Source organism: Frigoribacterium sp. Leaf164, assembly GCF_001423665.1.
In the GTDB taxonomy this organism is placed as follows: domain Bacteria; phylum Actinomycetota; class Actinomycetes; order Actinomycetales; family Microbacteriaceae; genus Frigoribacterium; species Frigoribacterium endophyticum.
Genome location: NZ_LMOX01000001.1, coordinates 967,902 through 992,640 on the forward strand (window position 1 = coordinate 967,902; position 24,739 = coordinate 992,640).

Consider the following 24,739-nt stretch of genomic DNA (forward strand, 5'->3'; position numbering starts at 1 on the left):
GGTGACCCCCGCACCGACCTCGACCTCCGACCGCGCCGTCGCCCGCTGGGCCGCCTTCTCCGCCGACCCCGCGGGCGGCAACCCCGCCGGGGTCGTGCTCGACGCGCGCGGCCTCACCGATGCGGAGATGCAGGCGACGGCGCTCGCCGTCGGCGACGCCGAGACGGCGTTCGTCGTCGGGCCCGACCTCGACGGCGACGGGCGTCGCCACCGGGTGCGCTACTTCTCGCCCGTGGCGGAGGTGCCCTTCTGCGGCCACGCGACCGTCGCGACGGCGATCGCGCTCGCCGAGCGCGACGGGCCGGGCCGGGTCGTCGTCGAGACCGCCGTGGGCCCGGTGCCCCTCGAGACGACGGTCGAGCCCGACGGGGGAGCGCGGGCGTCGTTCACCTCGCCCGAGCCGCGCGTCGAGCCGCTGGAGCCGGACGTGCTCGCGCGGCTGCTCGCGGTGCTCGGACTCCGGGCGACGGAGCTCGACGCCTCCCGGCCCGTGCTGGCGGCCTGGGCCGGCAACCTCCACCCCGTGCTGCCCGTCGTCGACCGCGCGGCGTTCGACGGCTTCGTGGTCGACGCGGGTGCGCTCCGGCTGCTGATGGACGAGCAGGGCTGGGCCGGCACGGTCACCGTCGTCCACGAGCTCGGGGTCGACGACGACGGCACCCTCGTGCTGGAGGCCCGCAACCCCTTCCCGGTGGGCACGCTCGTCGAGGACCCGGCCACGGGGTCGGCCGCGGCCGCCCTCGGGGGCTGGCTCCGCGCCTCCGGCAGGGTCGTGCCTCCGGCCAGGGTCCGCGTGCACCAGGGCGCCCACGTGGGGCGGCCCGGGGTGCTCGACGTGCTCGTGCCGGCCACGGGCGGCGTCGTTGTGTCGGGCCGCGGCGTGCGGATCGACGACGGGGCCGCGGGGGCGGGGCCGGCGAGCTAGGCGCCGGTCTCCGTCGGCGCGCCGGTCTCGGTCGCCTGGCCGGTCTCGGTCGGGTCGGCGGGGCCGCCTCCCGCGGGGCCGCCGCGCTCGTCGTGGCGCTCGGCCAGGCCGGCGAGGTCGATGTCGAGCAGGTCGCGGAGCCGCTCGTCCCGGCCCTCGTCGTAGCCCGGGGCCGGCGCGGCCGCCCAGCCGATCCGGTCGACGACGGTGCTGCCGACGTCGTCCCACGCACGGGCCCGCGCGGCGTCCACCACGGCCGCGACGAACGCGTCGTCGCGGCCCGCCCGGCCGAGCTCCTTCACGAGCGCCTTGTGGGTCGCCTCGCGGAGGCGGAGGGCGTCGACGTCGTCGACGCGGTAGTCGAACTGGTGCTGTGACTGGCCGTACGAGCGGTGGGTGCGGCGGCGGACCCGTCGGAGGCGGCGGGCGCCCTCGAGCTGCTCCTCGGTCAGGCGGTCGATCTCGGCGCGGACGAAGCCGGTGGCGACCTCCTCGTCGAAGGGGAGGCGCTCCTGCAGGGCGCGGCGGATGACCTGGTTGGCGGTCGCGACCACGAGCGAGGCGCGGATGATGAGGAAGCCCTCATCGACGGCTCGCTCGAGCGGGCTCGGGTCGGCTCGGCGCGCGCTCGGTCCGGTCGTCACGGGGCGGGCCTCCTCGGGTGGTCGGCGGACGGGCGGTCGGGCGATGGTCCGACCGGCGGTCGGGCGGTGGTCGGCGCCCTCCGCGCTCCCGGTCCGTCGACCCTACCCACGGGGCCGCCCAGGCGTCGTCCGTATCGTGGCGCCATGACCGCTCGCGAGCCCGCCCCCGTCAGCACCGTGGCGCCCGACCTGCTGCGGGCGCCGGTGATCAGCCAGCACTGGGGCGGCCTCGCCTTCGCCCATTGGCGCGTCGAGCCCGAGCGCGTGGCGCCGCTGCTGCCCCCGGGCACCCGCCCCGACGTCCACGACGGCTCGACGTGGGTCGGCCTCATCCCGTTCGAGCTCTCGCGCAGCGCCTTCGGCCCGCTGCCGCCGGTGCCGTGGCTCGGCACCTTCCTCGAGACGAACGTGCGGCTCTACTCGGTCGACGACCTCGGTCGCCGCGGGGTGGTCTTCCGCACCCTCGAGGCCGCGAAGCTGCTGCCCGTCGTCACCGCGAACGCGGCGCTCGGCCTGCCCTACCGCTGGGCCTCGATGAGCCGGCGCCGGGTCGGCGGCACGGTCGAGTACGCCTCCCGCCGCCACGGCCCCGGGCCCCGGCCGTCGACGCGGCTCGCCGTCCGCCCCACCGACGAGGAGGTCGTCGGCGACCCGCTGGCGGAGTTCCTCACCGCGCGCTGGGGCATGCACGTCGCCCGCGGCGGCACGACGAGGTACTGGCCGAACACGCACGGGGCCTGGCCGCTCCGACGGGCCGAGCTGATGGACCTCGCCGACGAGCTCGTCGCCGACTCCGGGCTGCCCGGGGTCACCGACCGCGCGCCCGACTCCCTGCTCTGGTCGGACGGCGTCGACACCGTCTTCGCGCCTCCCGGAGGCCGGTGGGAGGCGCCCTGACCGTGCTCCGACGCCGAGGGTGCCCGACGGGCGTCGCGCGCGGGTGCGCGGCCCACTACGGTTGCTGGCATGGTTTCCTCACCCGACGACCCGACCGACCTCGCCGCACCCCCCGCGGGAGGGGCGCCGGGAGCCGGGGTCGGCGAGGCCGTGCCGGAGGCGCCCGTCGCGTCGTCGACGGAGGCCCCCGGCCGTGAGGTGCTCGGCTGGCTGGAGTTCGGCGACGCCGCCCGCCACCTGGCCCGCGACGTCGTCGCGGCCGACTTCACGCCCGACGTTATCGTCGCGGTCGCGCGCGGCGGCCTCGTGCTGGCCGGATCGATCGCGTACGCCCTCGACACGAAGATGTGCGGGTCGATCAACGTCGAGTTCTACACGGGCGTCGACGCCCGCCTGCCGGAGCCCGTGCTGCTGCCCCCGACCCTCGACGCCCCGTCGCTCGCCGGCAAGCGCGTGCTCGTCGTCGACGACGTCTCCGACTCCGGCCGCACCCTCGCGCTCGTGCGCGACCTGCTCGCCGAGGTCGCCGACGAGGTCCGCACCGTCTGCCTCTACAGCAAGCCGCAGACCATCCTCGAGCCGGACTTCGTCTGGAAGCGCACGGCGCAGTGGATCACCTTCCCGTGGAGCGCCCTGCCCCCGGTCACCCGCGACGCGACGGTGAGCCGCGAGGCATGAGCATCCACCTGGTCGGCGGCGGCTGGTCGCCCGACGCCCCCGACATCTACGAGCCCTTCGTCGCCGAGGCCGCCGTGCGCGGCGCCGCCCTGGGCCGCGCCGTGCCCCGCGTCGCCGTGCTGGTCGTCGTGGCCGACGGATCGCCCGGCGACGAGTTCGTCACCGGCTGGCCGGCCCTCATCGCGCACGGCGGGCGCTGCGAGGCCGTCGTCACGGTCGTCCAGGCCGGCGCGGCCTTCGACACCCGGGTGCTCAGCGACGTCGACGGCCTCGTCGTCGCGGGCGGCCTCACACCGGCCTACCTCGAGTCGGTCACGCCGCTGATCGACCAGGTGCGGCTGCTCGTCGCCGACGGCCTGCCCTACCTCGGCTTCTCGGCCGGCGCGATGATCGCCGCCGACCGGGCCCTGCTCGGCGGCTGGCTGATCGGCGACGTCGCCGTCTGCCCCGAGGACGCCGCGGAGGGCCTCGGCGAGGTGACCCTGGGCGAGGGGCTCGGGCTCGTCGACCTCGCCATCGACGTGCACGCCGCCCAGTGGGGCACCCTCACGCGCCTCGTCGCGGCGACGGAGGCCGGCCTCGTGCGGGGCGGCGTCGCCATCGACGAGCACACGGCCCTCGTGGTCGGCGAGGGCGCGCTCGCCGTGCTCGGCACGGGCAACGTCTGGCGCGTCGAGCCGCAGACCGACGACGACGGCGAGATCGTCGGCGTCTCGGTCGGCACCCTGGGCGTCGAGTGACGGCTCACCCCCTCCGCGACCTCGTGCACCCGAGCTGGGCGGAGGCGCTCGACCCGGTCGCCGACGAGGTCGCCGACATGGGCGAGTACCTCCGTGCCGAGGTGCGGGCCGGGCGCGGCTACCTGCCCGACGGCGCGCTCGTGCTCCGGGCGTTCACCTACCCGCTCGACGAGGTCCGCGTGCTCGTCGTCGGTCAGGACCCGTACCCGACCCCCGGCCACCCGATCGGCCTGTCGTTCGCGGTCGACCCGCACGTGCGGCCCGTGCCCCGCAGCCTCGCCAACATCTACCGCGAGCTGCACGACGACCTCGGGGTGCCCGTGCCCGCGCACGGCGACCTGACCTCCTGGTCGGAGAACGGCGTCATGCTGCTCAACCGGGTGCTGACCGTCCGGCCCGGCGAGGCGGCGTCGCACCGCGGCAAGGGCTGGGAGCCGGTCACGCAGCGCGCCATCGAGGTGCTCGCGGCCCGCGGCGGCCCGCTCGTCGCGATCCTCTGGGGGCGCGACGCGGCCGGACTCGTCCCGATGCTCGGCGAGGTGCCCACGGTGCAGTCGCCGCACCCCAGCCCGCTGTCCGCGTCGCGGGGGTTCTTCGGGTCGAGGCCGTTCAGCCGCACGAACGAGCTGCTCGTGCAGCAGGGCGGGCAGCCGATCGACTGGACCCTGCCCGCGGAGCCGGCCGCCGCCTCCTGACGGCCTGCCCTGTCGGCGGGCGACCGCGACGTGCCAGAGTGGACGGGTGCTCGAAGAGGAATACCAGACCCGGCGGCGGCTGCCGCGTGAGCTGCGGCCCGCCCCGCTGCCCGAGCCGGCGTTCAGCTTCGAGATCCGCCCCGCCGTCGCGGCCGACCTGCCGTACGTGCGCGAGATCTACAACCACTACGTGCAGAACTCGACGGTCACCTTCGACGAAGAGCCGATGACCCTCGCCGACTGGCGTCGCAAGGCGGGGGTGGCCGCGAAGCTCGGCATGCCGTTCCTCGTCGCGGTGAACCCCGCGGGCGAGGCGCTCGGCTACGCGACCGCGATGCCCTGGGGCGGCAAGGCCGCGTACCGGTACACGGTCGAGAGCTCGATCTACCTCCGCGCCGCGTCGACGGGGAAGGGCCTCGGGCGCGCCCTGCTGGAGGCGCTGGTCGAGGCGTGCCGCGAGGCCGGCATCCGCGAGATGGTCGCCGTGATCGCCGACAAGAACGCCGAGGCGTCGATCCGGCTGCACGAGTCGCTCGGCTTCACCGAGGTCGGCCGCATGGGCCGCGTCGGCTTCAAGTTCGGCCGCTGGCTCGGCACCGTGACGATGCAGAAGTCGCTGAAGAAGCGGCGCCGCGGGAAGTAGGGCTGGGGCTGCTCGGCTCGGGGCTTGCTCTTGCTCGTGCTCGTGCTCGTGCTCTCAAATTTGAGAGTGATCGGCGCGGGGCGGCCGCAGACGCGGGGCGTCCTGGTCGCTCGAGGACGGAAGTCTCTCGCATTGCGGAGCGAGACGTGCGGCGGGTGCCGGGCGCCCGGCACCTCAGGCGACGACGCGGCGCAGCAGCTGCTCGGTGGCGGCGGCGTCGCCCGGCTCGCCGCGCCAGAGCATGCGCACGATGAGGCCGTCGACGGCGAGCGAGACGACCGCCAGCCGCTCGGCCGGCACGCCGACCCGTGCCAGCACGTGCTCGAGCGACGAGTACCAGGCCTCGGCGTCGTCGTGCAGGCCCGGGTCGCGCACGGCCTGCAGCAGCATCTCGTACTGGGCGACCGCGGCGGCCCGGTCGACGACGGCGTAGCGCACCAGCGTCTCGGCGAGGTCGCCCAGCGTGGGCTGCTCGAGCTCGTCGAGGGAGCGGGTCCAGGTCGCGGTCGCGTGCCGGAGGGCGCTCCGCAGCATGTCGTCCCGCGACGAGAAGTAGTAGGTCGCGGCGGCGAGCGGGACGCCAGCCGCCGTGGCGACCGCCCGGTGGGTGACGGCGGACGGGCCGCCGGCCTCGAGGACGGTCAGGACCCCGGCGAGCAGGGCGCGCCTCCTCGCCTCGCCCTTCGGCGTCAGGGAGGCGTCTCCGCGAGGGCCGACCCCGGGGGAGTCGCGGGTCGGCTCGTCGGCCGTGCCGCCCCGCTGCTCGCCGGTCCGGGTCACGCGGCGGCCTCGTGCCGGCCGCCGAGCTCCAGCATGGTGACGCCGCCGATCACGAGCACGATGCCGCCGAGCTGCAGGAGCGTCAGCGGCTCGTGGAAGACCAGCCAGCTGATCAGCGCGACGAGCACGACGCCGATGCCGGCCCAGACGGCGTAGGCGATGCCGAGCGGCACGCCCCGTCCGAGCGACTGCGAGAGCATCGCGAAGGCGAAGACGTAGCCCACGACGACGACGGCGTACTGCCACCAGCGCGCGTCGGGCCCGCTGGTGACCTTGAGGAAGCTGGTGGCGACGACCTCGCCGACGATGGCCAGGGAGAGGAAGAGGTAGCCCATGGTGGTGACTCCGAGCCGTGCGACGATCCCGCCGAGCCGTGTGCGTCAGGCGAGGGAGCACGAGTGAGACGAATGTACCAGAAAGAGTCGTCGCTGGCTCGGCTGTCGCCCCACGGGCGCGGCGGAGCACCGCCGCCCCGGAGGGCGACGGTGCTCCGCCGTCGGCGGGTGCCGGTCAGCGACGGGCCTCCCGGCGACGCGCGACGACCAGCAGGGCGAGGCCGGCCAGGAGGGCCAGCAGGGCTCCGGCGAGCGTCGCGGCTCCGTCGACGCCGGTGTAGGCGAGGGCGGACGTCGCGGCGGCGGCCGTGGTGGTGGAGGCGCCGGTCGCGGCGAGGGCCTCACGACCCGTCGCCGAGGTGGTCGCCGCTGCCGTGACACCGGCGGTGGCGGTGGTCACGACGGCCGGGCCGACGGGCTCGTCGGTCGTGGCCGGGGTGGTGGGCAGCACCGGCGTGCCGGGGTCGACCGGGGTGGTCGGGTCCGTCGGCGTGGTGGGGTCGGCGGGCGTGGTGGGGTCGACCGGGGTGGTCGGCGTCACCGGGGTGGTGGGGACGACGGGCGTGCCCCCGTCCGTGTCGCTGTCGCCGATGACGGAGACCGCGGCGCCGCCGACGGTGATCGGCAGGCCGATCACGGGCACGACCTGGGTACCGCCGAGGACGCCGTCGTCACCACTGGTGACCGGGCCGGTGCCGGTGCCCGTGGTGGGCGTGGTGCCCGTGGTGGTGTCGGTGCTGCTGCTGTCGCCGATGACGGAGACCGCGGCGCCGCCGACGGTGATCGGCACGCCGATCACGGGCACGACCTGGGTGCCGCCGAGGACACCGTCGTCACCGCTGGTGGCGGCGCCGGTGGTGGGGGTGGTGCCGGTGCCGAAGGTGGGCGTGGTGCCCGTGGTGGTGTCGGTGCTGTTGCTGTCGCCGATGGCGGAGACCGCGGTGCCGCCGACGGTGACGGGCAGACCCACGACCGGGATCACCTGGGTGCCGCCGAGGACGCCGTCGTCACCGCCGGTCGCGGGGGTGGTGCCCGTGCCGGTGATGGGCGTGGTGCCCGTGGTGGTGCCGGTGCCGGTGCTGCTGCTGTCGCCGATGACGGAGACCGCGGTGCCGCCGACGGTCACCGGCAGTCCGACGACCGGGATCACCTGGGTGCCGCCGAGGACGCTCTCGTCCCCGCTCGTCGTGCTGCCCGAGCCTGCGCCGGCGGTGGGCGCGGTGCCCGTCGCGGGCGTCGTGCCGCTGCCCGTGCCGGCACCGGTGCTCGAGCTGTCGCCCAGCACCGAGACGGCGGTGCCGCCCACGGTCACGGGCACGTCGAGGTCGACCAGCGCCTGGGTGCCGCCGAGGACGCCGTCGTCACCGCTGGTCCCGGGGGCCGGCGACGCCGACCCCGTCGGGCCCGCGGCGGGCGCCGTGGTCGTGCCGCCGGGGCTGCTGCTGTCGCCGAGCACCGAGACGGCGGTGCCGCCCACGGTGACCGGCAGGTCGAGGTCGACGAGCGCCTGGCTGCCGCCGCCGATCGAGTCGTCTCCGCTGGTCGGGGCGGGTGCGGGAGAGGGTGCCGGGGCAGGTGCCGCCGGAACCGTCGGGGCGGCGGGCGGTGCCGCCGCGCTCGTCGCGTCGCCGACCACGCTGACTGCCGTGTCGGTCACGGTGACCGGCACGTCGACCGAGACGATGCCCTGCGTGCCCGACAGCAGCCCGGCGTCGCCGCTGGTCGTCGTGACCGGCGCGGCCGCGGGAGCGGCCGGAGCCGGAGCCGGAGCAGCGGCCGGAGCGGGAGCCGCAGCAGCAGGCGCGGCCGCCGGGGCCGACGACGTCGCGTCGCCGACCACGCTGACGGCGGTGCCGAGGGCCGAGACCGGGGCCTCGACCACCGCGGCGACCTGGGTGCCCGAGAGCAGCCCGTCGTCTCCGCCGGTGAGGGTGTCCGCCTGGGCAGCGGTGGTTCCGAGGGCGCACAGGCCCCCGACGAAGAGCGCTCCGAGGAGCCCTCTCGAGACGTGCTTGTTCATGGTCTTCTCCGTACGAGTGAGGTGTGGGCGCCGCGCGGGGCGGCGAGGGTCGCGTGTGTCGCTCGGCAGGCGGTGCCTGCGGCGGCGGGTCCGCATCCTGCTCAGCAGGAGCGGCCGCGGCGTGGGCGGGAGCCCACGAGCGACGCGACCGACCTCAGTCGGGGGAGCTGTCGGTGTCGTGCACGGGCGACGACGGGAGGTCGTCGTCGCCGTCGGAGGAGCCCGCCGTGATCGTCAGGGCGGGGAGCTGGGAGGCGCGGGTCGCGTCGGCCACGACGGCCCCGCCCGCGGCGCCCGCGCCGGCGCCCTGCGAGCCCTGGCCCGAGCCGGAGGGCAGGGCGGGCTGGCCGTCGTCGGACGGGCCGGGGAGCGGCGCGGGAGCGGGGGCGAGGGGCAGGTCGGAGGCGCGGGTCGGGTCCCCGGCGGAGGTGCGGCCGCCCGCCTGCGCCGCCACGATCGCGGCCCGGAGCGCGGTGCCCGCGTCGACCGCGACGACGTCGGCGGCCTCGGGCGACAGGGACGCCGTCGCGGCCGGGTCGCCCGCGGCGAGGCCGGCGGCCGGGGACACCGTGGCGGAGGAGTCGTTGACGAGCTCGTCGCCGACCCCGGCGGTCGCCGTCGGGCCCGCGTCGACCCCGACGCCCGCGCCCGGCGTGACGGGCAGGGCGGGGACGGTCGGCAGGGCGGGCACGAGCGGCGCGAGCACGTCGGCGGGAGCCGGGGCGGCCGCGGCGTCGGCGACCGTGCCGACGGCGGCGTCGGCGACGGCGGCGACGGGGGCCACGACGGTCGCCACAGGCGCGGGGCCCGTGACGGCCTGCGCGACCGGGACGGCCGCGACGACGCGGTCGACGGTCTGCGCCACGGGGGCGACGACGCTGCTGACGGGGGCGGCGGCCGCGACCTGCTGCACGACCTGGGGCGCCACGGGGGCGACGGCCTGCACGACGCGCTGCACGGGCGGCGCGACCGCGGTGACCTGGGTGGCGACCTGCGTCGCCGACGACACCGCGCCTCCGGCCGTCTGCGCCACCGCCGCGACGGGGGCGTCGAGCGAGCCCGTCACGCCCCCGAGGGCCTGCGTCGTCCCGCCGAGCAGCGAGGGCGACGGCGCGGTCTCGGCGGAGGCCGACCGCGGTGCGAGGGCGAGCGCGAGGACGACGAAGGCCACCGCGAGGAGGCCGGAGAGGACCAGGAGGCGCACGAGCGAGAGCGCGGCGGGTCGCCGCGTCGTCGTCTCGGCCGTCTGATCCACGGCGCACCGCCTTCGGTCGCTTCGTCGAGTCGCCGGCTGGTGAGGGCCGGCCACGGGGTGGTTGATCCCGCGTGCCGACATGTCTACGCCGTCGTCCCCCGCTCGTCAACGAAGGATGCTCAGATGTACCCCGCATTCCCGCCTCGGCATGGTCGTAGGCTCGGGGCGATGTTCGAACTCCACCACCTCAGCGCCCACGAGCAGTGGGACTGGCTGCGCCGCGGCGAGGTCACCCCCCGAGAGCTCGCCGACCACTACCTGGCCAGGATCGAGCGGCTCGACCCGCAGGTGCGCGCCTTCGTCACGGTGACGCCGGACGCCGCCCGGAGCCGCGCCGACGAACTCGCGGCCGCGGGCCGCAGCGCCGCACCGCTCTGGGGCCTGCCGCTCGCCGACAAGGACCTCTACGACCGGGCCGGGGTGCCCACCCGCTCCGGCTCGCGGCTCACGGCGTCGACGCCCGCGGCCCGCGACGGCGAGATCGCCGCCGTGCTGTCGGAGGCCGGGGCCGTCAGCCTCGGCAAGACGAGCACGCCCGAGTACGGCCTCACCGGCTACACCGAGCCGCTCGCGGGCCCGGTCACGCGCAACCCGTGGGGGCTCGGCACCGGCGTGGAGCTCGGGGCGGGCGGGTCGAGCGGCGGCGCCGCGGCCGCGGTCGCCGCCGGGCTCCTGCCGTTCGCGCCCGGCAGCGACGGGGGCGGGTCGATCCGCATCCCCGCCGCGGCGAACGGGCTCGTCGGCCTCAAGCCGTCACGCGGTCGCGTGCCGGCGCAGTCCGGCCTGTCGAGTCTCGGCGGCCTCTCGGTGGGCGGCCCGATCGCCCGCACCGTGGCCGACGCGGCCCTGCTGCTCGACGCGATGGTCTCGCCCGACGGCCGGCCGCCCCGGGTCGACACCGCGCTGCGCGCGCCCGACTCGCCCGACGGGGCCTGGCTGGGGTCGGCGGTGCGCGGCGAGGGCCGCCACCAGCTCGGGGTGCTGACGGCCAGCCCGTGGGACGACGCCTACGACGTCCGGGTCGACCCGCGCCTCCTCGCGGTTCTCAGCGAGACCGTCGACCTCCTGGTCACGATGGGGCACGGGGTCGAGGAGGCCTCGCTGCCGGCGTCGCGGTACCCGCAGCTCTTCCGCACCCTCTGGCAGGCGGGCGCCGCGGGCATCCCGGCCGAGACCGACGACGACTTCGCCCGGCTCGAGCCGATGACGGCCTGGCTCGTGCGGCGCGGCCGCGAGATCGGCGCCCGCGAGCTCGGGGCGACCCTCGCCGGGCTCACCGAGTTCGAGCGCAGCGTGGTGCGGGCGTTCGACCGGTTCGACGCGGTCGTCACCCCCTCGCTCGCCCTGCTGCCGCAGCCGCTCGGCTGGTACGACGCCGCCGACCCCGAGCGCGCGTTCGAGCAGCAGTGCCTCGTCTCGCCCTTCACGTCGTTCGTCAACGTGGCGGGACTGCCCGCGATCACGCTGCCGGTGGGCGAGGTCGACGGCCTGCCGGCGGGCGTGCAGCTGATCGGGCGCCCCGGCCGGGAGGACGTGCTGCTGAGCATCGGCGCACAGCTCGAGCGGCGGCTGCGCTGGCAGCGGAGGCACCCCTCCGTCTGGTGATCGACGCACGAGGTGACCCGAGCTGGGCCCTCGAGCACGTCGAGGGCCCAGGTCGGGTCACCTCGACCGCGCTGTGCCGTGCCCGCCGAGCACGCGCCCGCCGAGCACGCGCCCGCCGAGCACGCGCCCGCCGAGCAAGCCCCGGCGCCGCTCAGTCGATCGTCGGCACCGACGCGATCAGCGACCGGGTGTACTCGTGCTGCGGCCGCCGCAGCACGTCGTCGGTCGCGCCCTGCTCGACGACCCGCCCGTCGCGCAGCACGGCCACCCGGTCGGCGACGTGCTGCACGAGGCCGATGTCGTGCGAGACGAGCAGCAGGCTGAGGCCGAGGTCGGTGCGCAGCTCGCGCAGCAGCTCGATGATCTGCGCGCGGACGGTCACGTCGAGGGCGCTCATCGGCTCGTCGCCGACCAGCAGCCGCGGGCGGTGCACGACGGCCCGCGCGAGCGCGATGCGCTGGCGCTGACCGCCGCTGAACTCGTGCGGCCACCGCTCGGCGTCGGCGGCGTCGAGGCCGACGCGCTCGAGCACCTCGGCCACGAGCGCGCGGTGGTCGCCCGCCACGTGCAGGTGCCGCAGCGGCTCGGCCACCGTGTCTCCGACGCGCATCCGCGGGTCGAGCGAGCTGTACGGGTCCTGCAGCACGACGCCGGTCTGTCGCCGGAACCAGCGCAGCTGCGCCGCGCGGCCGGGCTCGACCGGTCGCCCGTCGAAGGTGACCGCCCCGTCCGTCGGGCGGTCGAGGGCCAGCAGGAGGCGCACGAGCGTCGACTTGCCGGAGCCCGACTCGCCGATCAGGGCCACGCTCTCGCCCGGCCCCACGTCGAGGTCGGCGTCGACGAGCGCGTGCCGTACCGGGCCCGGCTGGAAGGGCGACCGACGCGGCAGCCGGAAGGTGCGCGTGAGGCCCCGGCCGCTGAGCAGGGGCGACGCGGTCAGCCCGGACGCGCCGCGAGCGGCGTCCGTGCTCCCCGCGGCGTCCGCCGTGCTCGCGCTGCTCGCGCTGCCCACCGCGCCCGTCGGCCCCGTCACGACGCCCTCCACGTGGTGGCGCGGGTCGCGGCCACGAGCCCGCGCGTCACGGGGTGCTCGGGGGCGTGCAGGAGGCGCGTGACCGGCCCGCTCTCGACCGCGCGCCCCTGAGACAGGACCACCGCCTCCTCGGCCACCTGCGCCAGCACGGCGAGGTCGTGGGTCACGAAGAGCAGCGACGCCCCCCGCTCGTCGACCAGGCGGCGGAAGAGCCGGAGCACCTCGGCCTGGGTCGTGACGTCGAGCGCGGTCGTCGGCTCGTCGGCGAGCAGCACGGCAGGCCGGGTGATCAGCGCGGTGGCGATGACGACCCGCTGCCGCTGGCCGCCGGAGAGCTGGTGGGGGTACCTGTCGACGATGCGGTCCGGTTCGGGCAGCCCGACCTCGGCGGCCGCCTCGACGGCGCGGCGGCGGGCCTCGCGGCGGGTCACCGTGCCGTGCAGGCGGAGCGGCTCGGCGATCTGCCGCCCCACCGTCATGACGGGGTCGAGGGCCGTGCGCGGGTCCTGGAAGACGGTGCCGACCACGGCGCCGCGCACGCGGGCCAGCTCGCGCTCGGGCAGGCCGAGCAGCTCGCGCCCGTCGAGGCGCACGCTGCCGGCCACGCGCGCGGAGCGGGGCAGCAGGCCCAGCACGGCGAGGGTGGTCAGCGACTTGCCCGACCCCGACTCGCCGATCAGCCCGAGCCGCGCGCCGTCGTCGAGCCGGAGGGAGAGGTCGTCGACGACGGCCCGGTCGCCGATGGTCACGGTCAGGTGGTCGATCTCGAGCGTCACGAGGTCACCTCCGGGGCGGGGGAGCGGGCGGGGTCGGCAGGGTCGGACGGGCGAGGGCGGTCCACGCCGCCTGAGCGGCCCGCACGGCCCGTGCCGGAGGGCCGGTCGCGGAGGCGCGGGTCGGCCGCGTCGCGGACGGCGTCGCCGAGCAGGTTGAGGGCGAGCACGGTGAGCGTGATCGCGAGCCCCGGCCAGACGACCGTCCAGGGGTGCACGCCGAGGAACTTCTGGAGGTCCGCGAGGAGTCGCCCCCACGACGCGGTCTCGGCCGAGGCGCCGTAGCCGAGGAAGGAGAGCCCCGCCTCCGCGAGCACGCTGGTCGCCATGGCGAGCGACAGCTGCACGACGAACACCGGGGCGATGTTCGGCAGCACGTGGCGGCGGAGGACGGCCGCGGTGCCCGCGCCGGAGGCCCGGGCCGCCGTGACGTAGTCCTCGCGGACCACGCGGCGGATCTCCGCGCGCGACACGCGCGCGATCGTGACCCCGTAGCCCACGCCGGTCGCCACGACGACGACCGCGAGCGAGCCGCCGAACGCCGCCGCGAGGGCCATCGCCACGAGGATCGTGGGGAAGGCGACGAGCACGTCGATGAGCACGGCCGTCGCCTCGCGGACGGGCCGGGCGGTGAGCGAGCCGAGCGCCGCCAGGGCCAGGCCGACGAGCACCGCGACCACGCCGGCCGAGACCGCGACGACGACGGTCGTGCCGGTCGCCGCGAGGACGTAGCTCGCGATGTCGCGGCCGACGCCGTCGGTGCCGAAGAGGTGGGCGCCCGACGGGGGCAGCCAGGCGGAGTACGGGTCGGTCGTGAAGGGGTCGAGCGGCGTCCAGACGCGGCTCACCAGCGCGCCGACGAGCAGCAGGGCGAGCCAGCCGGCCGCGGCGGCGCCGGCGGGGCGGCGGAGGAGGGCGCCGAGCGCGCTGCGCCGCCTCACGCCTCCTGCTCCCGGAGGCGCGGGTCGAGCCGGCGGTGCACGACGTCGACGACGAGCCCGACGAGCAGCACGAGGGCCGTCAGGGTCATCAGCTCGCCCTGCACCTTGGTGAGGTCTCGCCGGCCCACGTCGCTCACCAGCATGCGGCCGAGGCCGGGGAGGGAGAAGAGCTGCTCGACGACGACCGCGCCGACGACCAGGCCCGCGACCTGGAGGCCGAGCACGCTGACGACGCTGAGCAGCACGTTCGGCAGTCCGTGGCGGAGCAGGGCCCGCGTGGTGGTCATGCCCTTCGCGGCCGCGGCCCGCACGTAGTCCTCGTCGAGGGCGCCGACGACGGCGGAGCGGGTGAAGCGGAACAGCACGGCGCCCTCGACGAGGCCGATCGTGACGGCCGGCAGCACGAGCGAGCGCAGGGCCCGGCCGGGCTCTTCCCAGCCGTCAACGGGGAACCCCTGGGTCGGCAGCACCCTCAGGGTGACCCCGAAGAGCGCGATGAGCAGCATGCCGGCCCAGACGACCGGCACCGCGGCGAGCAGCTGCGCGACGACGCCGAGCACGGCGCCCGACGGGCGGTGGTGACGGATCGCGGCCACGACCCCGAGGGGCACGCCGACGGCCAGCCCGACGACGAGCGACATCCCCGCGAGGGGCAGCGTCACGCCCAGCTTCTCGGCGACCTCGTCGGCGACCGGGGTGCCCGTCACGAGCGACTCCCCGAGGTCGAGGCGCAGCAGGCCGCCGGCCCAGTCGAGGTACTGGACGACGACGGGCTGGTCGAGGCCGAGGGAGGCGCGGATCGCGGCCACCTGCGCGGGGCTGCCGGTCGTGCCCGCGATCGACTGCGCCACGTCGCCCGGCAGGAGGCGCAGCGTGACGAAGATCAGCACGCTGGCGACGGCGAGGCCCAGCGCGAAGAGCGCGACCCGGCCGAGCAGGAACCTCGTCACTCGGTCGTGGCCAGCTCGGAGAGGTCGAGGCGGGTGCTGGTCGACGTGGTCGGGAAGCCGGTGACGCCGTCGCGGATCGCCGTCAGGGTCGTGGAGGTGTAGAGCCACTCGGCCGGGGCGTCCTCCGACACGATGGCCGCGGCGTCGCTCAGGGCCTGCGCGGCGACGGCCGGGTCGGTGGCGGCCAGCGACTGCTCCCAGAGCGCCTGCACCGGGGCGCTGTCGTAGCCCCAGTAGTAGTCGGGGTCGGCCCAGTTGCCGAAGTCGTGCGTCTCGGCGTGGTCGACCATGCTCAGCTGGAAGTCGCGCGGGCCGCCGTCGGCGGGGGCCGTGTAGACGTCGTCGAGCCACGTCGTGAAGTCGACCTGCTCGACCGTCAGGGTGATGCCGACGGCGGCCAGCTGGGTGGTCAGCACGTCGCCGATCGCGGCCGGGTAGAAGTTCGCGTACTCGAGGGTGAGGTCGAGGCCGTCGGCGTGCCCGGCCTCGGCGAGGAGCGCCTCCGCCGCCTCGGGGTCGTAGGCGTCGACCGACGTCAGGTCGGCGTAGCCCGGGTCGAGCTCGGGGATCGGCCCGCCCTGGTCGACGGCCGAGCCGCCGACCGCGGTGATGATCGCGTCGTTGTCGATCGCCATCCGGATCGCCTTGCGCACCCGCACGTCGGTGAAGGGCTCGACGGCGTTGTTGAAGGCGAGCGTGTACTTGTCGGTCGTCTTCCCCTGCTCGAGGCTGACGCCGTCGACGCCCTCGAGCTGCGACGAGAGGGTGGCGTCGACGGCGGTCTGCACGTCGAGGTCGCCGGAGAGCGTGGCGTTGATCGCGGCCGACGGGTCGGTCACGTAGCGGAACACGACGGCCTCGACGCTCGCCGGGGTGCCCCAGTAGCCGTCGGCGCGCTCGAGGCGGAGGTTGTCGCCCTGCGTCCAGCTGGCGACCGTGTAGGGGCCCGTGCCGTTCGCGGTGGTCGACGGGTCGTTCGTGGCGGCCTGCTCGAGCACGAGGCCCGCGCGGCCGGTCAGGGCGAAGAGCAGCGCCGAGTCGGGGCGCGACAGCGTGAGCACGACGGTGTCGTCGGCGGGGGCCGAGATCGACGAGACGGCGGCCAGGTCGGCGTGCCCGGCGAGCGTCTCGTCGGTGCGCACCTGCTCGAGCGACCAGACCACGTCGGACGCGGTCATGGCCGCGCCGTCGTGGAAGGCCACGCCGTCGTGCAGGGTGAACGTGTACGTGAGGCCGTCGTCGCTGATCGTGTGCTCCGAGGCGAGCACGTCGACGACGTCGTTCTCCTCGGTGCGGCCGACGAGGCCCTGGTAGACGTTGTCGATCAGGACCTGGTCGAGCGCGACGCCGTCGGTGTGGCGGATGTCGAGGTCGCTCGGCTCGAGCACGAGGCCGACCGTCACGGTGGCGTCGGCGTCGGGCGAGCCGGAGCCGTCGGAGCCTCCCGAGGTGCAGCCGGCCACGAGGGCGACGACGAGGGCGGAGGAGGCGGCGGCGGCGAGGAGGCGGCGGGAGCGCATGGGGGAGGAGTGGCCTTTCGGAGCGGTGCGGATCGGCGCGCCGTCGCTCGTCGCGACCTGCGCACCCCGGGTGCAGGACGTCCTCCGTCGCTGCCGGACGATGGATCTCGGCTGGCGCTCCGTCGCTGCTGGACGGGCGCCGCCCCTCTGCCCCCGGGTCGCTGCTGGACCGAGGGCTCCCGCGAATCTACTACACCCCTGGTAACCCGCCGCGGGTGGCCACGGGGAGTGGCGGCTTAGGTGAGCCTCACCTATATTGAGGGGGACATGTTCTTCGACGACCCGAACCCGCCGCTGCCGCACGACGCGATCCGCGTCCTCTTCGCCGGCGACGCCTCCTCGCTCCCCGCCCTCCGCGAGATGCTCGCCAGCCTGCCGATCTGCGCCCGTGGCCAGGTGTTCGTCGAGGTCGGCTCCGCCGCCGAGGTGGAAGAGCTGGCATCGCCCGGCCGCGTCACCGTGACCTGGCTGGCCCGTGACCGCCGCTCCGGCGCCCCCGGCTCGGGTCGCTCCTGCGCCCCCGGCGAGGCGCTCGACCGGGCCGTCCGCGCCTGGCTCGCCGAGATGTACGTCGACGCCGCCGACCTCGCGGCCGGCGAGCACCTCATCTGGATCGGGGGCCCCGCCTCCTTCGCCTACGACCTCCGCCACGACCTGCGTGCCGTGCACGCGGCCGACCACGGCGCCGCCGCGACGCTCTGACGTGAGCCTCGCCGTCACGGCCCCGTCGGCCGCCCCCGTCGCGCGCCCCGCGCACCGTCCCTACCGGGTCCGCGTCGCCGCGGTCACGAGCCTCAGCCCGTCGTTCACGCGCCTCACCTTCACGGCGCCCGACCTGGCCGACTTCGGCACGGACGGCCTCGACCAGCGCATCAAGGTCGTGCTGCCCCTGCCGGGCACCGGCTTCGACGACTTCCCGGTCGACGACTGGTGGGGCGCCTGGCGTGCCCTGCCGGCCCACCGGCAGAACCCGTTCCGCACCTACACGGCCCGGGCCGTCCGCCCCGAGGCCCACGAGGTCGACGTCGACTTCGTCGTGCACGACGACGGCGGCCCGGCGGGCACCTGGCTCAGCACGGTGGCCGTCGGCGACGAGGCGATGCTGGTCGGCCCCGACGCGACGAGCGGCGTGCACGGCAGCGGCGTCGAGTGGTCGCCGGGGGAGGCCCGCACCGTCATGATCGCGGGCGACGAGACCGCGGCCCCCGCCATCTGCTCCATCGTCGAGCAGCTGCCGGCGGACGCCCGCGGCTGCGTCTTCGTCGAGGTGCCGACGGCCGCCGACGCGCTGCCCCTCGTCGCGCCGGCCGGCGTCGACGTGCACTGGCTGCCCCGCGAGGGCCACGCCGGCACGGCCGCCCACCAGGGCCACGGCGGCCGCCTGGTGGAGGCGGTGCGCGGCTGGACGGCCCGGTACGTCACCGCCCGCCGCCACGGGGTCCCCGTCGAGGAGGTCGACATCGAGCACGACGTGCTCTGGGACGTCCCTCAGGGCCACGCCCCGCACGGGGCGTCGCTCGACGGCGACCTCTACGCCTGGCTCGCCGGCGAGGCCGGGGCGATCAAGGCCCTCCGCCGCTTCCTCGTCAGCGAGGTCGGCGTGGACCGCCGCCAGGTCGCGTTCATGGGGTACTGGCGGCTGGGCAAGGCCGAGGGCTAGCAGCCCCCGGCCCCGCCGCGACCGGTCAGACCTCGGAGGGCAGTCCGACGATCGCCGACGTGCGGTCCCACAGGGCCTCGGCCAGCAGGTCGTCCTTCGCCTGGCGCGTGCGCAGGCCGTCGGGCTTGAGCTGGTCGAAGTACGTGCCGCTCGGCACGCCGATCGTGCTCGGCCCGGCGAGCTGGATGAGCGGCAGGGCCCCGGCCTTCGCCGAGATGCCGTAGTTGCCGTTGCTCAGCACGTTGGCCATGCGCCACATCGGCGACGTCTGGCCGAAGCCGGTCTTGACGATCCCCGGGTGGAACGAGAAGGCCTCGAGGCCGGTGCGGCGGGCGAGCTCCCGCACGAAGAGGATGGTCTCGATCTTGCTCGTGCCGTACTGGCGCCAGCCGCCGAGCCAGGCGCGCTTCGTCCAGTTCAGGTCGTCGAGGCGCACGTGGCCGAACATGTTCGCGACGCTGGCGGTCGACACGACCCGGCCGCCGCTCTCCTGCAGCCGCGGCAGCAGGAGGCGCGTCAGCAGGAAGGGAGCGAGGTGGTTCGACTGGAGGATGCGTTCGTGGCCGTCGCTCGTCAGCTCGTGGTCGCTCACCAGGCCGCCCGCGTTGTTCGCGAGGACGTCGATCGTCGGGTAGCGGTCGAGGAGGCGGTCGGCCAGCGAGCGGACGTCGTCCAGCCGGTCGAAGTCCGCCAGGAAGGCCGTGCCGCCGACCTGGTCGGCGACGGCCTGGGTGCGCTCAGCGTTGCGACCGACCACGGCCACGTCGGCCCCTCCGCTCGCCAGGGCGATCGCCGCCTCCTTGCCGATCCCGGAGCTGGCTCCGGTGATGATCACGGTGCGGGTCATCGGTAACCGCCTTCCTCGAGGCCGGCCTCGATCTCGAACCTGTTCGTCAGCGGGTCGCTGCCGGCCAGGGCGTACAGGAACGGCATCAGCATGCCGTACTTCTTCCACTGCGCGACGTGCCGCGCCTCGTGCCGCAGCACGGCGGGCCCGTCGTTGTCGCGGGTCAGGTACACGCGGCCGACGCAGGTGCCGCCGCGCTTGAACGCCCAGCGGGGCAGGCCGCGGCAGACGATGAGGTCGTCCACCACCCGGACCTTGCCGACGCTGAGCGGCACGCCGACGGCGAGGCCGACCACGGTCGCCCAGGCGCAGCCCGCCCGCGAGATCGGCGAGTCGACGAGGGGGTTGATCACGGACGACCGTAGGCGTCGAGCAGGCGCAGCCAGATCTCGCTGACCGTCGGGTACGACGGCACGGCGTGCCAGAGGCGGTCGATCGGCACCTCGCCGACGACGGCGACCGTGGCGGCGTGCAGCAGGTCGCTCACGTCGGGGCCGACGAAGGTCGCCCCGACGATGACCTTCCGGGCCTCGTCGACGACGATGCGGGCCTGGCCCTCGTACGAGTCGGAGTGGATCGCCGAGCCCGCGACGGCGGCGAGGTCGTAGTCGACGACGCGCACGTCGAGGCCGCGCTTCTGCGCCGCGTCGGCGGTGAGGCCGACGCTCGCGACCTCGGGGTCGGTGAACGTGACCTGCGGCACGGCGGCGTCGTCGGCCGTGGCCACGTGCGCGCCCCAGGGCTCGGTCGCCAGCTCGCGGCCGAGGGCGCGGGCGGCGATCACCTCGCCGGCGGCGCGGGCCTGGTACTTGCCCTGGTGGGTGAGCAGCGCCCGGCCGTTGACGTCGCCGACGCCGTAGAGCCAGTCGGTGCCCTTGACGAGCAGGGTGTCGTCGACGTCGAGCCACGTGCCGGCCTCGACCCCGACGGACTCGAGGCCCAGGTCGGAGGTGCGGGGAACGCGCCCGGTCGCGACGAGGATCTCGTCGGCGATGACGACGGTGCCGTCGTCGAGCGTGACCTCGACGGTGTCGTGCTCGGTGCGGCTGACCTGCACGGGCGAGGTGCCCTCGCGCACGTCGACGCCCATCGCCCGGAGGCTCTTCCCGACGAGCTCGCCGGCGAACGGCTCCTGCCCGCCGAGCAGGCCGCTGCGCGCGACGAGGGTGACCGTGGAGCCGAGCTGCTGGTAGGCCGTGGCCATCTCGGCCGCGACGACGCCGCCTCCGACGACGACGAGGCTCTGCGGGACGCTCTTCGCGCTCGTGGCCTCGCGGCTCGTCCAGGGGCGGGCATCGGCCAGCCCCGGCACGTCCGGGAGGAGGGCGGACGAACCGGTGACGGCGGCGACCGCGTGGCGTGCCGTGTACACGGTGTCGCCGACGGTGACCTCCTTGACGCCCGTGATGGTCGCGTGGCCGCGGATCAGGTCGATGCCGGCGCCCTCGACCCACTCGGCCTGGCTCGAGTCGTCCCAGTTCGAGGTGAAGGAGTCGCGGCGGCGCAGCACCGCGGCGACGTCGACCTCTCCCGTGACGGCCTGGGCGGCCCCGTCGACGGCCCGCGCGGCCCGGAGGACGGCGGTGGAGCGCAGCAGCGCCTTCGAGGGCATGCAGGCCCAGTAGGAGCACTCGCCGCCGACCAGCTCCGCCTCGACGAGGGCGACCTTCAAGCCGCTCCGGGTCGCGTAGTCCGCCACGTTCTCGCCGACAGCGCCGGCGCCGATCACGATGAGGTCATAAGTCGTCATGGGGAGAACCTAGTCCCGGGCCCCCGGGTGGTCACCCAGCCGACGCGCGTCGCGGACATGTCCGTTCCGTGAGTGGTTCCTGAGTAGCAGGTGGGAGGGGCGGGTGCAGCCGTGCCGGGACGCGTACCTTCTGACCCATCGCGCAGACAGCGCTCATTGAGGAGGTCACCATGGGACTCGACGACAAGATCAAGAACGCCGCTCAGGACATCGCCGGCAAGGCCAAGGAAGCTCTCGGAGACCACAAGGGCGACAAGAGCCTCAAGGCCGAGGGTCAGAAGGACCAGACCAGCGCCTCCGCCAAGAAGGTCGGCGAGGACGTCAAGGACGTCTTCAAGTAGGCCGATCCGCCTCGTTCTCGGGCCCGCTTCCCCCTCGGGGAGGCGGGCCCTCGACGTTCCCGGGGTCCCGGCCGCGTCGGGGCTGACGCGGCCGTCGGCCGTCGTGCCCACGAGGAGGCTCCCGAGGGGGGAGTCAGCGGCCGGTGAACTCCGCGTCCGTGCGGGCCAGGAACGCCTCGTGACCGATCCGGGCGTCGTCCGTCCGCATCAGGCGTACGAGCTCCGGCTGCAGCTTCGACTCCGCCGCGCGGTCGCCCTCGCGGACGGCGAGCCGGGCGTTCGCGAGCGTCGCCTGCACGGCGAGCGGTGCCTGCGCGGCGATCCGCCGGGCGAGCTCGAGCCCCCGGCCGAGCGCCTCCGCGCGCGGGAGCACCTCCTGCACGAGACCGATGCGGAGCGCCTCGGCGGCGTCGAGGAGGTCGCCGGTGAGCATCCAGCGCATCGCGTCGCCCCAGCCGACGCGGCGGGGCAGCCGGACGGTGGCGCCGCCGAAGGGCAGGATCGCCCGGCTCACCTCGATCTGCCCGAAGCGCGCGTCGTCCGCGGCGACGACGACGTCGCTCGCGAGGGCCAGCTCGACGCCGAGCGTCAGGCAGGTGCCCTGCACGACCGCGACGACCGGCTTCGACAGCTGGCGTCCCTCCACCTGCCAGGGGTGCAGGCCGCCCTCGGGCACGACGTCGAGGCCGTCGGGGCCGACGGCGGGGGCCACGTCGGCGAGGTCGAGCCCCGCCGTGAAGTGGTCGCCGTGGGCGTGCAGCAGTCCGACCCTCAGCTCGGGGTCGCGGTCGAGCAGGCCGTAGGCCAGGCTCAGCTCGCGGAGCAGGCGCAGGTCGGCGGCGTTGCGCTTCTCGGGGCGGTCGAGGCCGATCAGCAGCACGTGGCCGTCGCGGACGACGCTGACCCGCGGCCGCTCGCCCCCGTCGCTCATCGCGACAGCGCTCCCACGACGCGGAGGATGGTGCCCATGTCGTCCGACGCGTGCGTGGCGTCGACGGGCGCGAAGCCGCAGAGGCCCGCGCCGACGAGGGTGAAGCGCTGCTTCAGCGCGGTCAGCGTCTCGATGAGCACGCTCGGCTCGAGGCCGAACGGCTGGGGGTCGAGCAGCCCGGTGAGGGCCGAGGGGTCGAGCACGTCGAGGTCGACGTGGAGGTAGACCTCCGTGGCGCCCGTCTCGGCGACGGCGTCCACGACGTCCTGCGGGGAGAGGTCGAGCGACGACACCGAGCGGATGCGGCGGCTCTCGAGGTGGACGTCCTCGGCGTCGTCGATCGAGCGGACGCCGGCGAGGACGACGCGCCCCGCGTCGACCGCCTCGGGAGCGGGCCCCGAGGAGAAGGTCGGGAGGTCGTCTCCGCCGTCGATCAGCGTGCGGAGCACCATGCCGCTGAACGCCCCGCTCTCGCTGCTGCGCGGGCTGTGCAGGTCGGGGTGGGCGTCGAACCACACGACGGCCGTCTGCGGGGTGACGGCGTGCCGGACGGCCGCCAGTTCGACGCCGCAGTCGCCGCCGACCACCAGGGCGGGGGAGTCGTCGCTCCGCAGCTCGTCGGCGACGGCCTCGGCGGCGGCGAGCACGGACGACAGCCGGTGCACACCCGTGCCCAGTGAGTCGCCGGCGCCCACGGGCACCTCGACGAGGGCGGTGGCGCTCGGGGGGAGGTCGGCCAGCACGGCGTAGGCGCCGTCGGCGAGCCTCATGGCCCGCGACGACGGCGAGCCCTGCCACTGGGGGACCACGACGAACCTCACGGGCGTCAGTCTGTCACAGCGCGCGGCCCGCGCGACCAGGGCGAGCTGAGCCGGCCGACGGCGCGTTCGAGGGGGCCCCGGCCGACGAAGCGCTGCCAGAGCACGGCGTACGTCAGCGTGGCCACGACCGCCACCGCGAGCTGCCAGAGGGGCAGCCCGTACGACCCGCCCTCGGTGCGGTACGCGAAGAAGAGCGGCGCCGTGAGCAGCAGGTGCGCGGAGTAGACCGTGAGCGGCTGGGCCCCCGTGGCCGACAGGGGACGGAGCGCCGTGGCCACGCCACGGCCCCAGGCCCGGTCGGGGCTGGTGAGCAGCAGCAGCAGCCCGACGACCGCGATCGCGACGCCGCCGCTGCCGACGATCTCGGCGGGCATGCCCTCGTGGTCGGCGGGGTCGAACGCCGGCACCGCGGCTGCCCCGGGCAGGTACCGCACGGTGTAGCCGACGAACGCCGCGACCGTGCCGGCCCCGAGCATGACGAGCTGCGTGCCGCGGCTCCGGAGGTCGCTCCGGGCGGCGACGAGGCCGACGAGCAGGAAGGGCAGCCAGACGAGGGCGGGGTAGGCCCCGACGAGCAGGGCGTCGGTGGCCACGCCCGCGGCCCCGGGGAGGCTGGAGTCGCCATAGGCGTCCTGGGGCACGAGCGTCGCTAGGGCGGGCGCGCCGACCGCCACGACGGCGGCGATCACGAGCAGCACCCCGGGCGGGGCGAAGAGCACGACGAGCAGGAGGAGGAACATCACGCCGTAGTAGGGGAGGATCACCAGCACGTAGCCGTTCCAGGCCTGCAGCAGCAGCCCGAGGGCGATGAGGACCCCGGCCCGGATCGCGATCGACCCGACGACGCGGGCCCGTCGGCCCCGGGGCGTGGGCACGGCGCCGCCCGACATCAGCCCGAGCGACACGCCCGCCAGCGTGGCGAAGAGGATGGCCGAGCGACCGTCGAAGAGCCGTTCGTCGAGGTCGACGCGCGGCCACATGTGGGCCGCGAACATGCCGAGCACGGCGAGCCCGCGGGCGACGTCGACGCCGACCACGCGGGAGCGCCCGGCTCCCCGGGCGGCACGGGGCCCCGTGCCGTCCGAGCGGGGCTCGACGACGGGCGGGGCGGGCCAGGGGGAGCCGGGCGCGGTGGTCACTGCGAGGTGCTCACTTGTCGAGGGCGCCGAGCTTCAGGGCGGCGAGGCGCGCCTCCACCTCGGTCTGCTGGTCGAGGTCGTCGAGGCTCTCGAACTGGGCGTCCAGGCTCGAGGCGGCGAGCTCCTGCTGGCCCAGCACCCGCGCCTCCTCGCGACGGATCTTGTCCTCGAAGCGGCTGATCTCGCTGGTGGGGTCGAGCACGTCGATGCTGCCGATCGCGTCGGCGACCTTCGACTGGGCGGCGGCGGTGCGCGAGCGCGCGACGAGCTCGTTGCGCTTCGAGTTCAGCTGCTCGAGCTTCGCCCGCATCGAGGTCAGGCCGGCCTTGAGCTTGTCGACGACCTCGGTCTGCGAGGCGATCGTGGGCTCGGCGTCGCGCGCCTCCTTCTCGGAGGCGATCTGGCGGCCGAGGGCCACCTTGGCCAGGGCGTCGAACTTGTCGGCGTCCGCCGTCGACCCCGAGCTGCGCAGCTGGTCGGCCTTCGTGCTGGCGGCGACGGCCTTGCGCTCCCAGTCGGCGGCCGCGGCGACGTCCTCGGCGTGGTCCTGCTCGAGCAGGCGCAGGTCGCCGATGGTCTGCGCGACGGCGGCCTCGGCCTCGCGGATGCTCTCGGTGAAGTCGCGCACCATCTGGTCGAGCATCTTCTGCGGGTCCTCGGCCTGGTCGAGGAGGGCGTTGATGTTGGCGCGGGTCAGCTGGGCGATGCGCCCGAAGATCGACTGCTTCGTCATGGGGTGGTCCTTCCGGTGGTGGTCGTGGGGGTGGGTGGGTCTGGTGCCGGTCGGGGCCGGGGGGAGTCGCGGGGCGGCGGGGG

Annotated in this window: 27 protein-coding genes; 10 read left to right on the plus strand and 17 right to left on the minus strand. The window is 75.6% G+C overall.

The features are described 5' to 3' along the window. Position 1: 1 nt before the first annotated feature. Complete coding sequence (locus tag ASF82_RS04325) at positions 2 to 925, plus strand: PhzF family phenazine biosynthesis protein (RefSeq protein ID WP_056053814.1); 924 nt, start codon at positions 2 to 4, stop codon at positions 923 to 925. On the opposite strand, the gene ASF82_RS04330 is transcribed toward ASF82_RS04325, so the two are convergent. Further along, a complete protein-coding gene (locus tag ASF82_RS04330) occupies positions 922 to 1,569 on the minus strand; it encodes a hypothetical protein (protein WP_056053817.1) in 648 nt (215 codons plus the stop codon). The two genes, ASF82_RS04325 and ASF82_RS04330, sit on opposite strands and share 4 nt — an antisense overlap. 144 nt (positions 1,570 to 1,713) lie before the next feature. Between ASF82_RS04330 and ASF82_RS04335 the strand changes: the two genes are divergently transcribed. The 5 genes from ASF82_RS04335 (at position 1,714) to ASF82_RS04355 (ending at position 5,222) form a co-directional block, all read left to right on the plus strand. After that, positions 1,714 to 2,466, plus strand: a complete 753-nt coding sequence (locus ASF82_RS04335; protein WP_056053819.1) for a YqjF family protein — start codon at positions 1,714 to 1,716, stop codon at positions 2,464 to 2,466. A gap of 69 nt (positions 2,467 to 2,535) precedes the next feature. After that, on the plus strand, positions 2,536 to 3,144 hold the full coding sequence (locus ASF82_RS04340; RefSeq protein WP_082514309.1) for a phosphoribosyltransferase: 609 nt from the start codon (positions 2,536 to 2,538) through the stop codon (positions 3,142 to 3,144). Next, positions 3,141 to 3,884: a Type 1 glutamine amidotransferase-like domain-containing protein gene (locus ASF82_RS04345; RefSeq protein WP_082514310.1), complete on the plus strand. Its 744-nt coding sequence runs from the start codon at positions 3,141 to 3,143 to the stop codon at positions 3,882 to 3,884. Before ASF82_RS04340 ends, ASF82_RS04345 begins: the two co-directional genes overlap by 4 nt. Then, a complete protein-coding gene (locus tag ASF82_RS04350; RefSeq protein ID WP_056053822.1) occupies positions 3,881 to 4,579 on the plus strand; it encodes a uracil-DNA glycosylase in 699 nt (232 codons plus the stop codon). The genes ASF82_RS04345 and ASF82_RS04350 overlap by 4 nt, the downstream gene beginning before the upstream one ends. A gap of 46 nt (positions 4,580 to 4,625) precedes the next feature. Next, positions 4,626 to 5,222 carry a GNAT family N-acetyltransferase gene (locus tag ASF82_RS04355; RefSeq protein WP_056053824.1) on the plus strand — a complete coding sequence of 199 codons (597 nt, stop codon included), beginning with the start codon at positions 4,626 to 4,628 and terminating at the stop codon, positions 5,220 to 5,222. Positions 5,223 to 5,396: 174 nt separating this feature from the next. Here ASF82_RS04355 and ASF82_RS04360 read toward each other — a convergent pair whose 3' ends face one another. The 4 genes from ASF82_RS04360 to ASF82_RS04375 form a co-directional block, all read right to left on the minus strand. Beyond that, a complete protein-coding gene (locus ASF82_RS04360) occupies positions 5,397 to 6,002 on the minus strand; it encodes a TetR/AcrR family transcriptional regulator (protein ID WP_056053828.1) in 606 nt (201 codons plus the stop codon). Next, on the minus strand, positions 5,999 to 6,337 hold the full coding sequence (locus tag ASF82_RS04365; protein WP_056053831.1) for a multidrug efflux SMR transporter: 339 nt from the start codon (positions 6,335 to 6,337) through the stop codon (positions 5,999 to 6,001). The genes ASF82_RS04360 and ASF82_RS04365 overlap by 4 nt, the downstream gene beginning before the upstream one ends. 175 nt (positions 6,338 to 6,512) lie before the next feature. Further along, on the minus strand, positions 6,513 to 8,357 hold the full coding sequence (locus ASF82_RS15890) for a hypothetical protein (RefSeq protein ID WP_056053834.1): 1,845 nt from the start codon (positions 8,355 to 8,357) through the stop codon (positions 6,513 to 6,515). Between the two features lie 154 nt (positions 8,358 to 8,511). After that, positions 8,512 to 9,612 (minus strand): hypothetical protein, encoded by a 1,101-nt coding sequence (locus ASF82_RS04375; RefSeq protein ID WP_056053838.1) that lies wholly within the window; start codon positions 9,610 to 9,612, stop codon positions 8,512 to 8,514. 168 nt (positions 9,613 to 9,780) lie between these two features. Here ASF82_RS04375 and ASF82_RS04380 point away from each other — a divergent pair, with 168 nt between their 5' ends. Next, positions 9,781 to 11,217 carry an amidase gene (locus ASF82_RS04380; protein WP_056053841.1) on the plus strand — a complete coding sequence of 479 codons (1,437 nt, stop codon included), beginning with the start codon at positions 9,781 to 9,783 and terminating at the stop codon, positions 11,215 to 11,217. 151 nt (positions 11,218 to 11,368) lie between these two features. Here the strand turns inward: ASF82_RS04380 and ASF82_RS04385 are convergent, their stop codons facing one another. The 5 genes from ASF82_RS04385 to ASF82_RS04405 form a co-directional block, all read right to left on the minus strand. Then, positions 11,369 to 12,157: an ABC transporter ATP-binding protein gene (locus ASF82_RS04385; RefSeq protein WP_369814261.1), complete on the minus strand. Its 789-nt coding sequence runs from the start codon at positions 12,155 to 12,157 to the stop codon at positions 11,369 to 11,371. A gap of 89 nt (positions 12,158 to 12,246) precedes the next feature. Then, positions 12,247 to 13,026: an ABC transporter ATP-binding protein gene (locus tag ASF82_RS04390; RefSeq protein ID WP_056053844.1), complete on the minus strand. Its 780-nt coding sequence runs from the start codon at positions 13,024 to 13,026 to the stop codon at positions 12,247 to 12,249. After that, complete coding sequence (locus ASF82_RS04395; protein WP_082514311.1) at positions 13,023 to 13,964, minus strand: ABC transporter permease; 942 nt, start codon at positions 13,962 to 13,964, stop codon at positions 13,023 to 13,025. Before ASF82_RS04395 ends, ASF82_RS04390 begins: the two co-directional genes overlap by 4 nt. Next, complete coding sequence (locus ASF82_RS04400; RefSeq protein ID WP_056053847.1) at positions 13,961 to 14,914, minus strand: ABC transporter permease; 954 nt, start codon at positions 14,912 to 14,914, stop codon at positions 13,961 to 13,963. Before ASF82_RS04400 ends, ASF82_RS04395 begins: the two co-directional genes overlap by 4 nt. Next, positions 14,911 to 16,434 (minus strand): ABC transporter substrate-binding protein, encoded by a 1,524-nt coding sequence (locus ASF82_RS04405; protein WP_056053856.1) that lies wholly within the window; start codon positions 16,432 to 16,434, stop codon positions 14,911 to 14,913. Before ASF82_RS04405 ends, ASF82_RS04400 begins: the two co-directional genes overlap by 4 nt. A gap of 267 nt (positions 16,435 to 16,701) precedes the next feature. Between ASF82_RS04405 and ASF82_RS04410 the strand changes: the two genes are divergently transcribed. Both ASF82_RS04410 and ASF82_RS04415 read left to right on the plus strand, forming a co-directional pair. Continuing rightward, positions 16,702 to 17,136: a siderophore-interacting protein gene (locus ASF82_RS04410; RefSeq protein WP_056053871.1), complete on the plus strand. Its 435-nt coding sequence runs from the start codon at positions 16,702 to 16,704 to the stop codon at positions 17,134 to 17,136. 1 nt (position 17,137) lies between these two features. Continuing rightward, positions 17,138 to 18,094, plus strand: a complete 957-nt coding sequence (locus ASF82_RS04415) for a siderophore-interacting protein (protein WP_056053873.1) — start codon at positions 17,138 to 17,140, stop codon at positions 18,092 to 18,094. Positions 18,095 to 18,119: 25 nt separating this feature from the next. On the opposite strand, the gene ASF82_RS04420 is transcribed toward ASF82_RS04415, so the two are convergent. From ASF82_RS04420 to ASF82_RS04430, 3 genes are read right to left on the minus strand one after another with little or no spacing between them, the layout of a single operon-like run. After that, positions 18,120 to 18,941 (minus strand): SDR family NAD(P)-dependent oxidoreductase, encoded by an 822-nt coding sequence (locus ASF82_RS04420; protein WP_056053876.1) that lies wholly within the window; start codon positions 18,939 to 18,941, stop codon positions 18,120 to 18,122. After that, positions 18,938 to 19,294, minus strand: a complete 357-nt coding sequence (locus ASF82_RS04425; protein WP_235491157.1) for a Fe-S oxidoreductase — start codon at positions 19,292 to 19,294, stop codon at positions 18,938 to 18,940. Before ASF82_RS04425 ends, ASF82_RS04420 begins: the two co-directional genes overlap by 4 nt. Further along, positions 19,291 to 20,691, minus strand: a complete 1,401-nt coding sequence (locus ASF82_RS04430) for an NAD(P)/FAD-dependent oxidoreductase (protein WP_056053879.1) — start codon at positions 20,689 to 20,691, stop codon at positions 19,291 to 19,293. The genes ASF82_RS04425 and ASF82_RS04430 overlap by 4 nt, the downstream gene beginning before the upstream one ends. A 170-nt stretch (positions 20,692 to 20,861) precedes the next feature. Between ASF82_RS04430 and ASF82_RS04435 the strand changes: the two genes are divergently transcribed. Next, entirely contained in the window at positions 20,862 to 21,032 is a 171-nt protein-coding gene (locus ASF82_RS04435) for a CsbD family protein (RefSeq protein ID WP_056053881.1), read from the plus strand. 133 nt (positions 21,033 to 21,165) lie between these two features. On the opposite strand, the gene ASF82_RS04440 is transcribed toward ASF82_RS04435, so the two are convergent. From ASF82_RS04440 to ASF82_RS04455, 4 genes are read right to left on the minus strand one after another with little or no spacing between them, the layout of a single operon-like run. Further along, positions 21,166 to 21,963: a crotonase/enoyl-CoA hydratase family protein gene (locus ASF82_RS04440; RefSeq protein WP_056053885.1), complete on the minus strand. Its 798-nt coding sequence runs from the start codon at positions 21,961 to 21,963 to the stop codon at positions 21,166 to 21,168. Further along, the gene (locus ASF82_RS04445) at positions 21,960 to 22,784 is read right to left on the minus strand and encodes an arginase family protein (protein WP_369814248.1); all 825 of its coding nucleotides are present in this window, start codon (positions 22,782 to 22,784) and stop codon (positions 21,960 to 21,962) included. The genes ASF82_RS04440 and ASF82_RS04445 overlap by 4 nt, the downstream gene beginning before the upstream one ends. A gap of 5 nt (positions 22,785 to 22,789) precedes the next feature. Beyond that, entirely contained in the window at positions 22,790 to 23,923 is a 1,134-nt protein-coding gene (locus ASF82_RS04450) for a hypothetical protein (protein WP_056053886.1), read from the minus strand. A 10-nt stretch (positions 23,924 to 23,933) separates the two neighbouring features. Next, complete coding sequence (locus ASF82_RS04455) at positions 23,934 to 24,656, minus strand: PspA/IM30 family protein (RefSeq protein ID WP_056053889.1); 723 nt, start codon at positions 24,654 to 24,656, stop codon at positions 23,934 to 23,936. Positions 24,657 to 24,739: the final 83 nt, after the last annotated feature.

Bases quoted from the DNA above. Each gene is read 5' to 3' on its own strand.
- ASF82_RS04335 (WP_056053819.1), top strand. From the start codon at position 1,714: ATGACCGCTCGCGAGCCCGCCCCCGTCAGCACCGTGGCGCCCGACCTG.
- ASF82_RS04340 (WP_082514309.1), top strand. From the start codon at position 2,536: ATGGTTTCCTCACCCGACGACCCGACCGACCTCGCCGCACCCCCCGCG.
- ASF82_RS04345 (WP_082514310.1), top strand. From the start codon at position 3,141: ATGAGCATCCACCTGGTCGGCGGCGGCTGGTCGCCCGACGCCCCCGAC.
- ASF82_RS04365 (WP_056053831.1), bottom strand. From the start codon at position 6,337: ATGGGCTACCTCTTCCTCTCCCTGGCCATCGTCGGCGAGGTCGTCGCC.
- ASF82_RS15890 (WP_056053834.1), bottom strand. From the start codon at position 8,357: ATGAACAAGCACGTCTCGAGAGGGCTCCTCGGAGCGCTCTTCGTCGGG.
- ASF82_RS04380 (WP_056053841.1), top strand. From the start codon at position 9,781: ATGTTCGAACTCCACCACCTCAGCGCCCACGAGCAGTGGGACTGGCTG.
- ASF82_RS04405 (WP_056053856.1), bottom strand. From the start codon at position 16,434: ATGCGCTCCCGCCGCCTCCTCGCCGCCGCCGCCTCCTCCGCCCTCGTC.
- ASF82_RS04410 (WP_056053871.1), top strand. From the start codon at position 16,702: ATGTTCTTCGACGACCCGAACCCGCCGCTGCCGCACGACGCGATCCGC.
- ASF82_RS04420 (WP_056053876.1), bottom strand. From the start codon at position 18,941: ATGACCCGCACCGTGATCATCACCGGAGCCAGCTCCGGGATCGGCAAG.
- ASF82_RS04430 (WP_056053879.1), bottom strand. From the start codon at position 20,691: ATGACGACTTATGACCTCATCGTGATCGGCGCCGGCGCTGTCGGCGAG.
- ASF82_RS04435 (WP_056053881.1), top strand. From the start codon at position 20,862: ATGGGACTCGACGACAAGATCAAGAACGCCGCTCAGGACATCGCCGGC.
- ASF82_RS04440 (WP_056053885.1), bottom strand. From the start codon at position 21,963: ATGAGCGACGGGGGCGAGCGGCCGCGGGTCAGCGTCGTCCGCGACGGC.
- ASF82_RS04455 (WP_056053889.1), bottom strand. From the start codon at position 24,656: ATGACGAAGCAGTCGATCTTCGGGCGCATCGCCCAGCTGACCCGCGCC.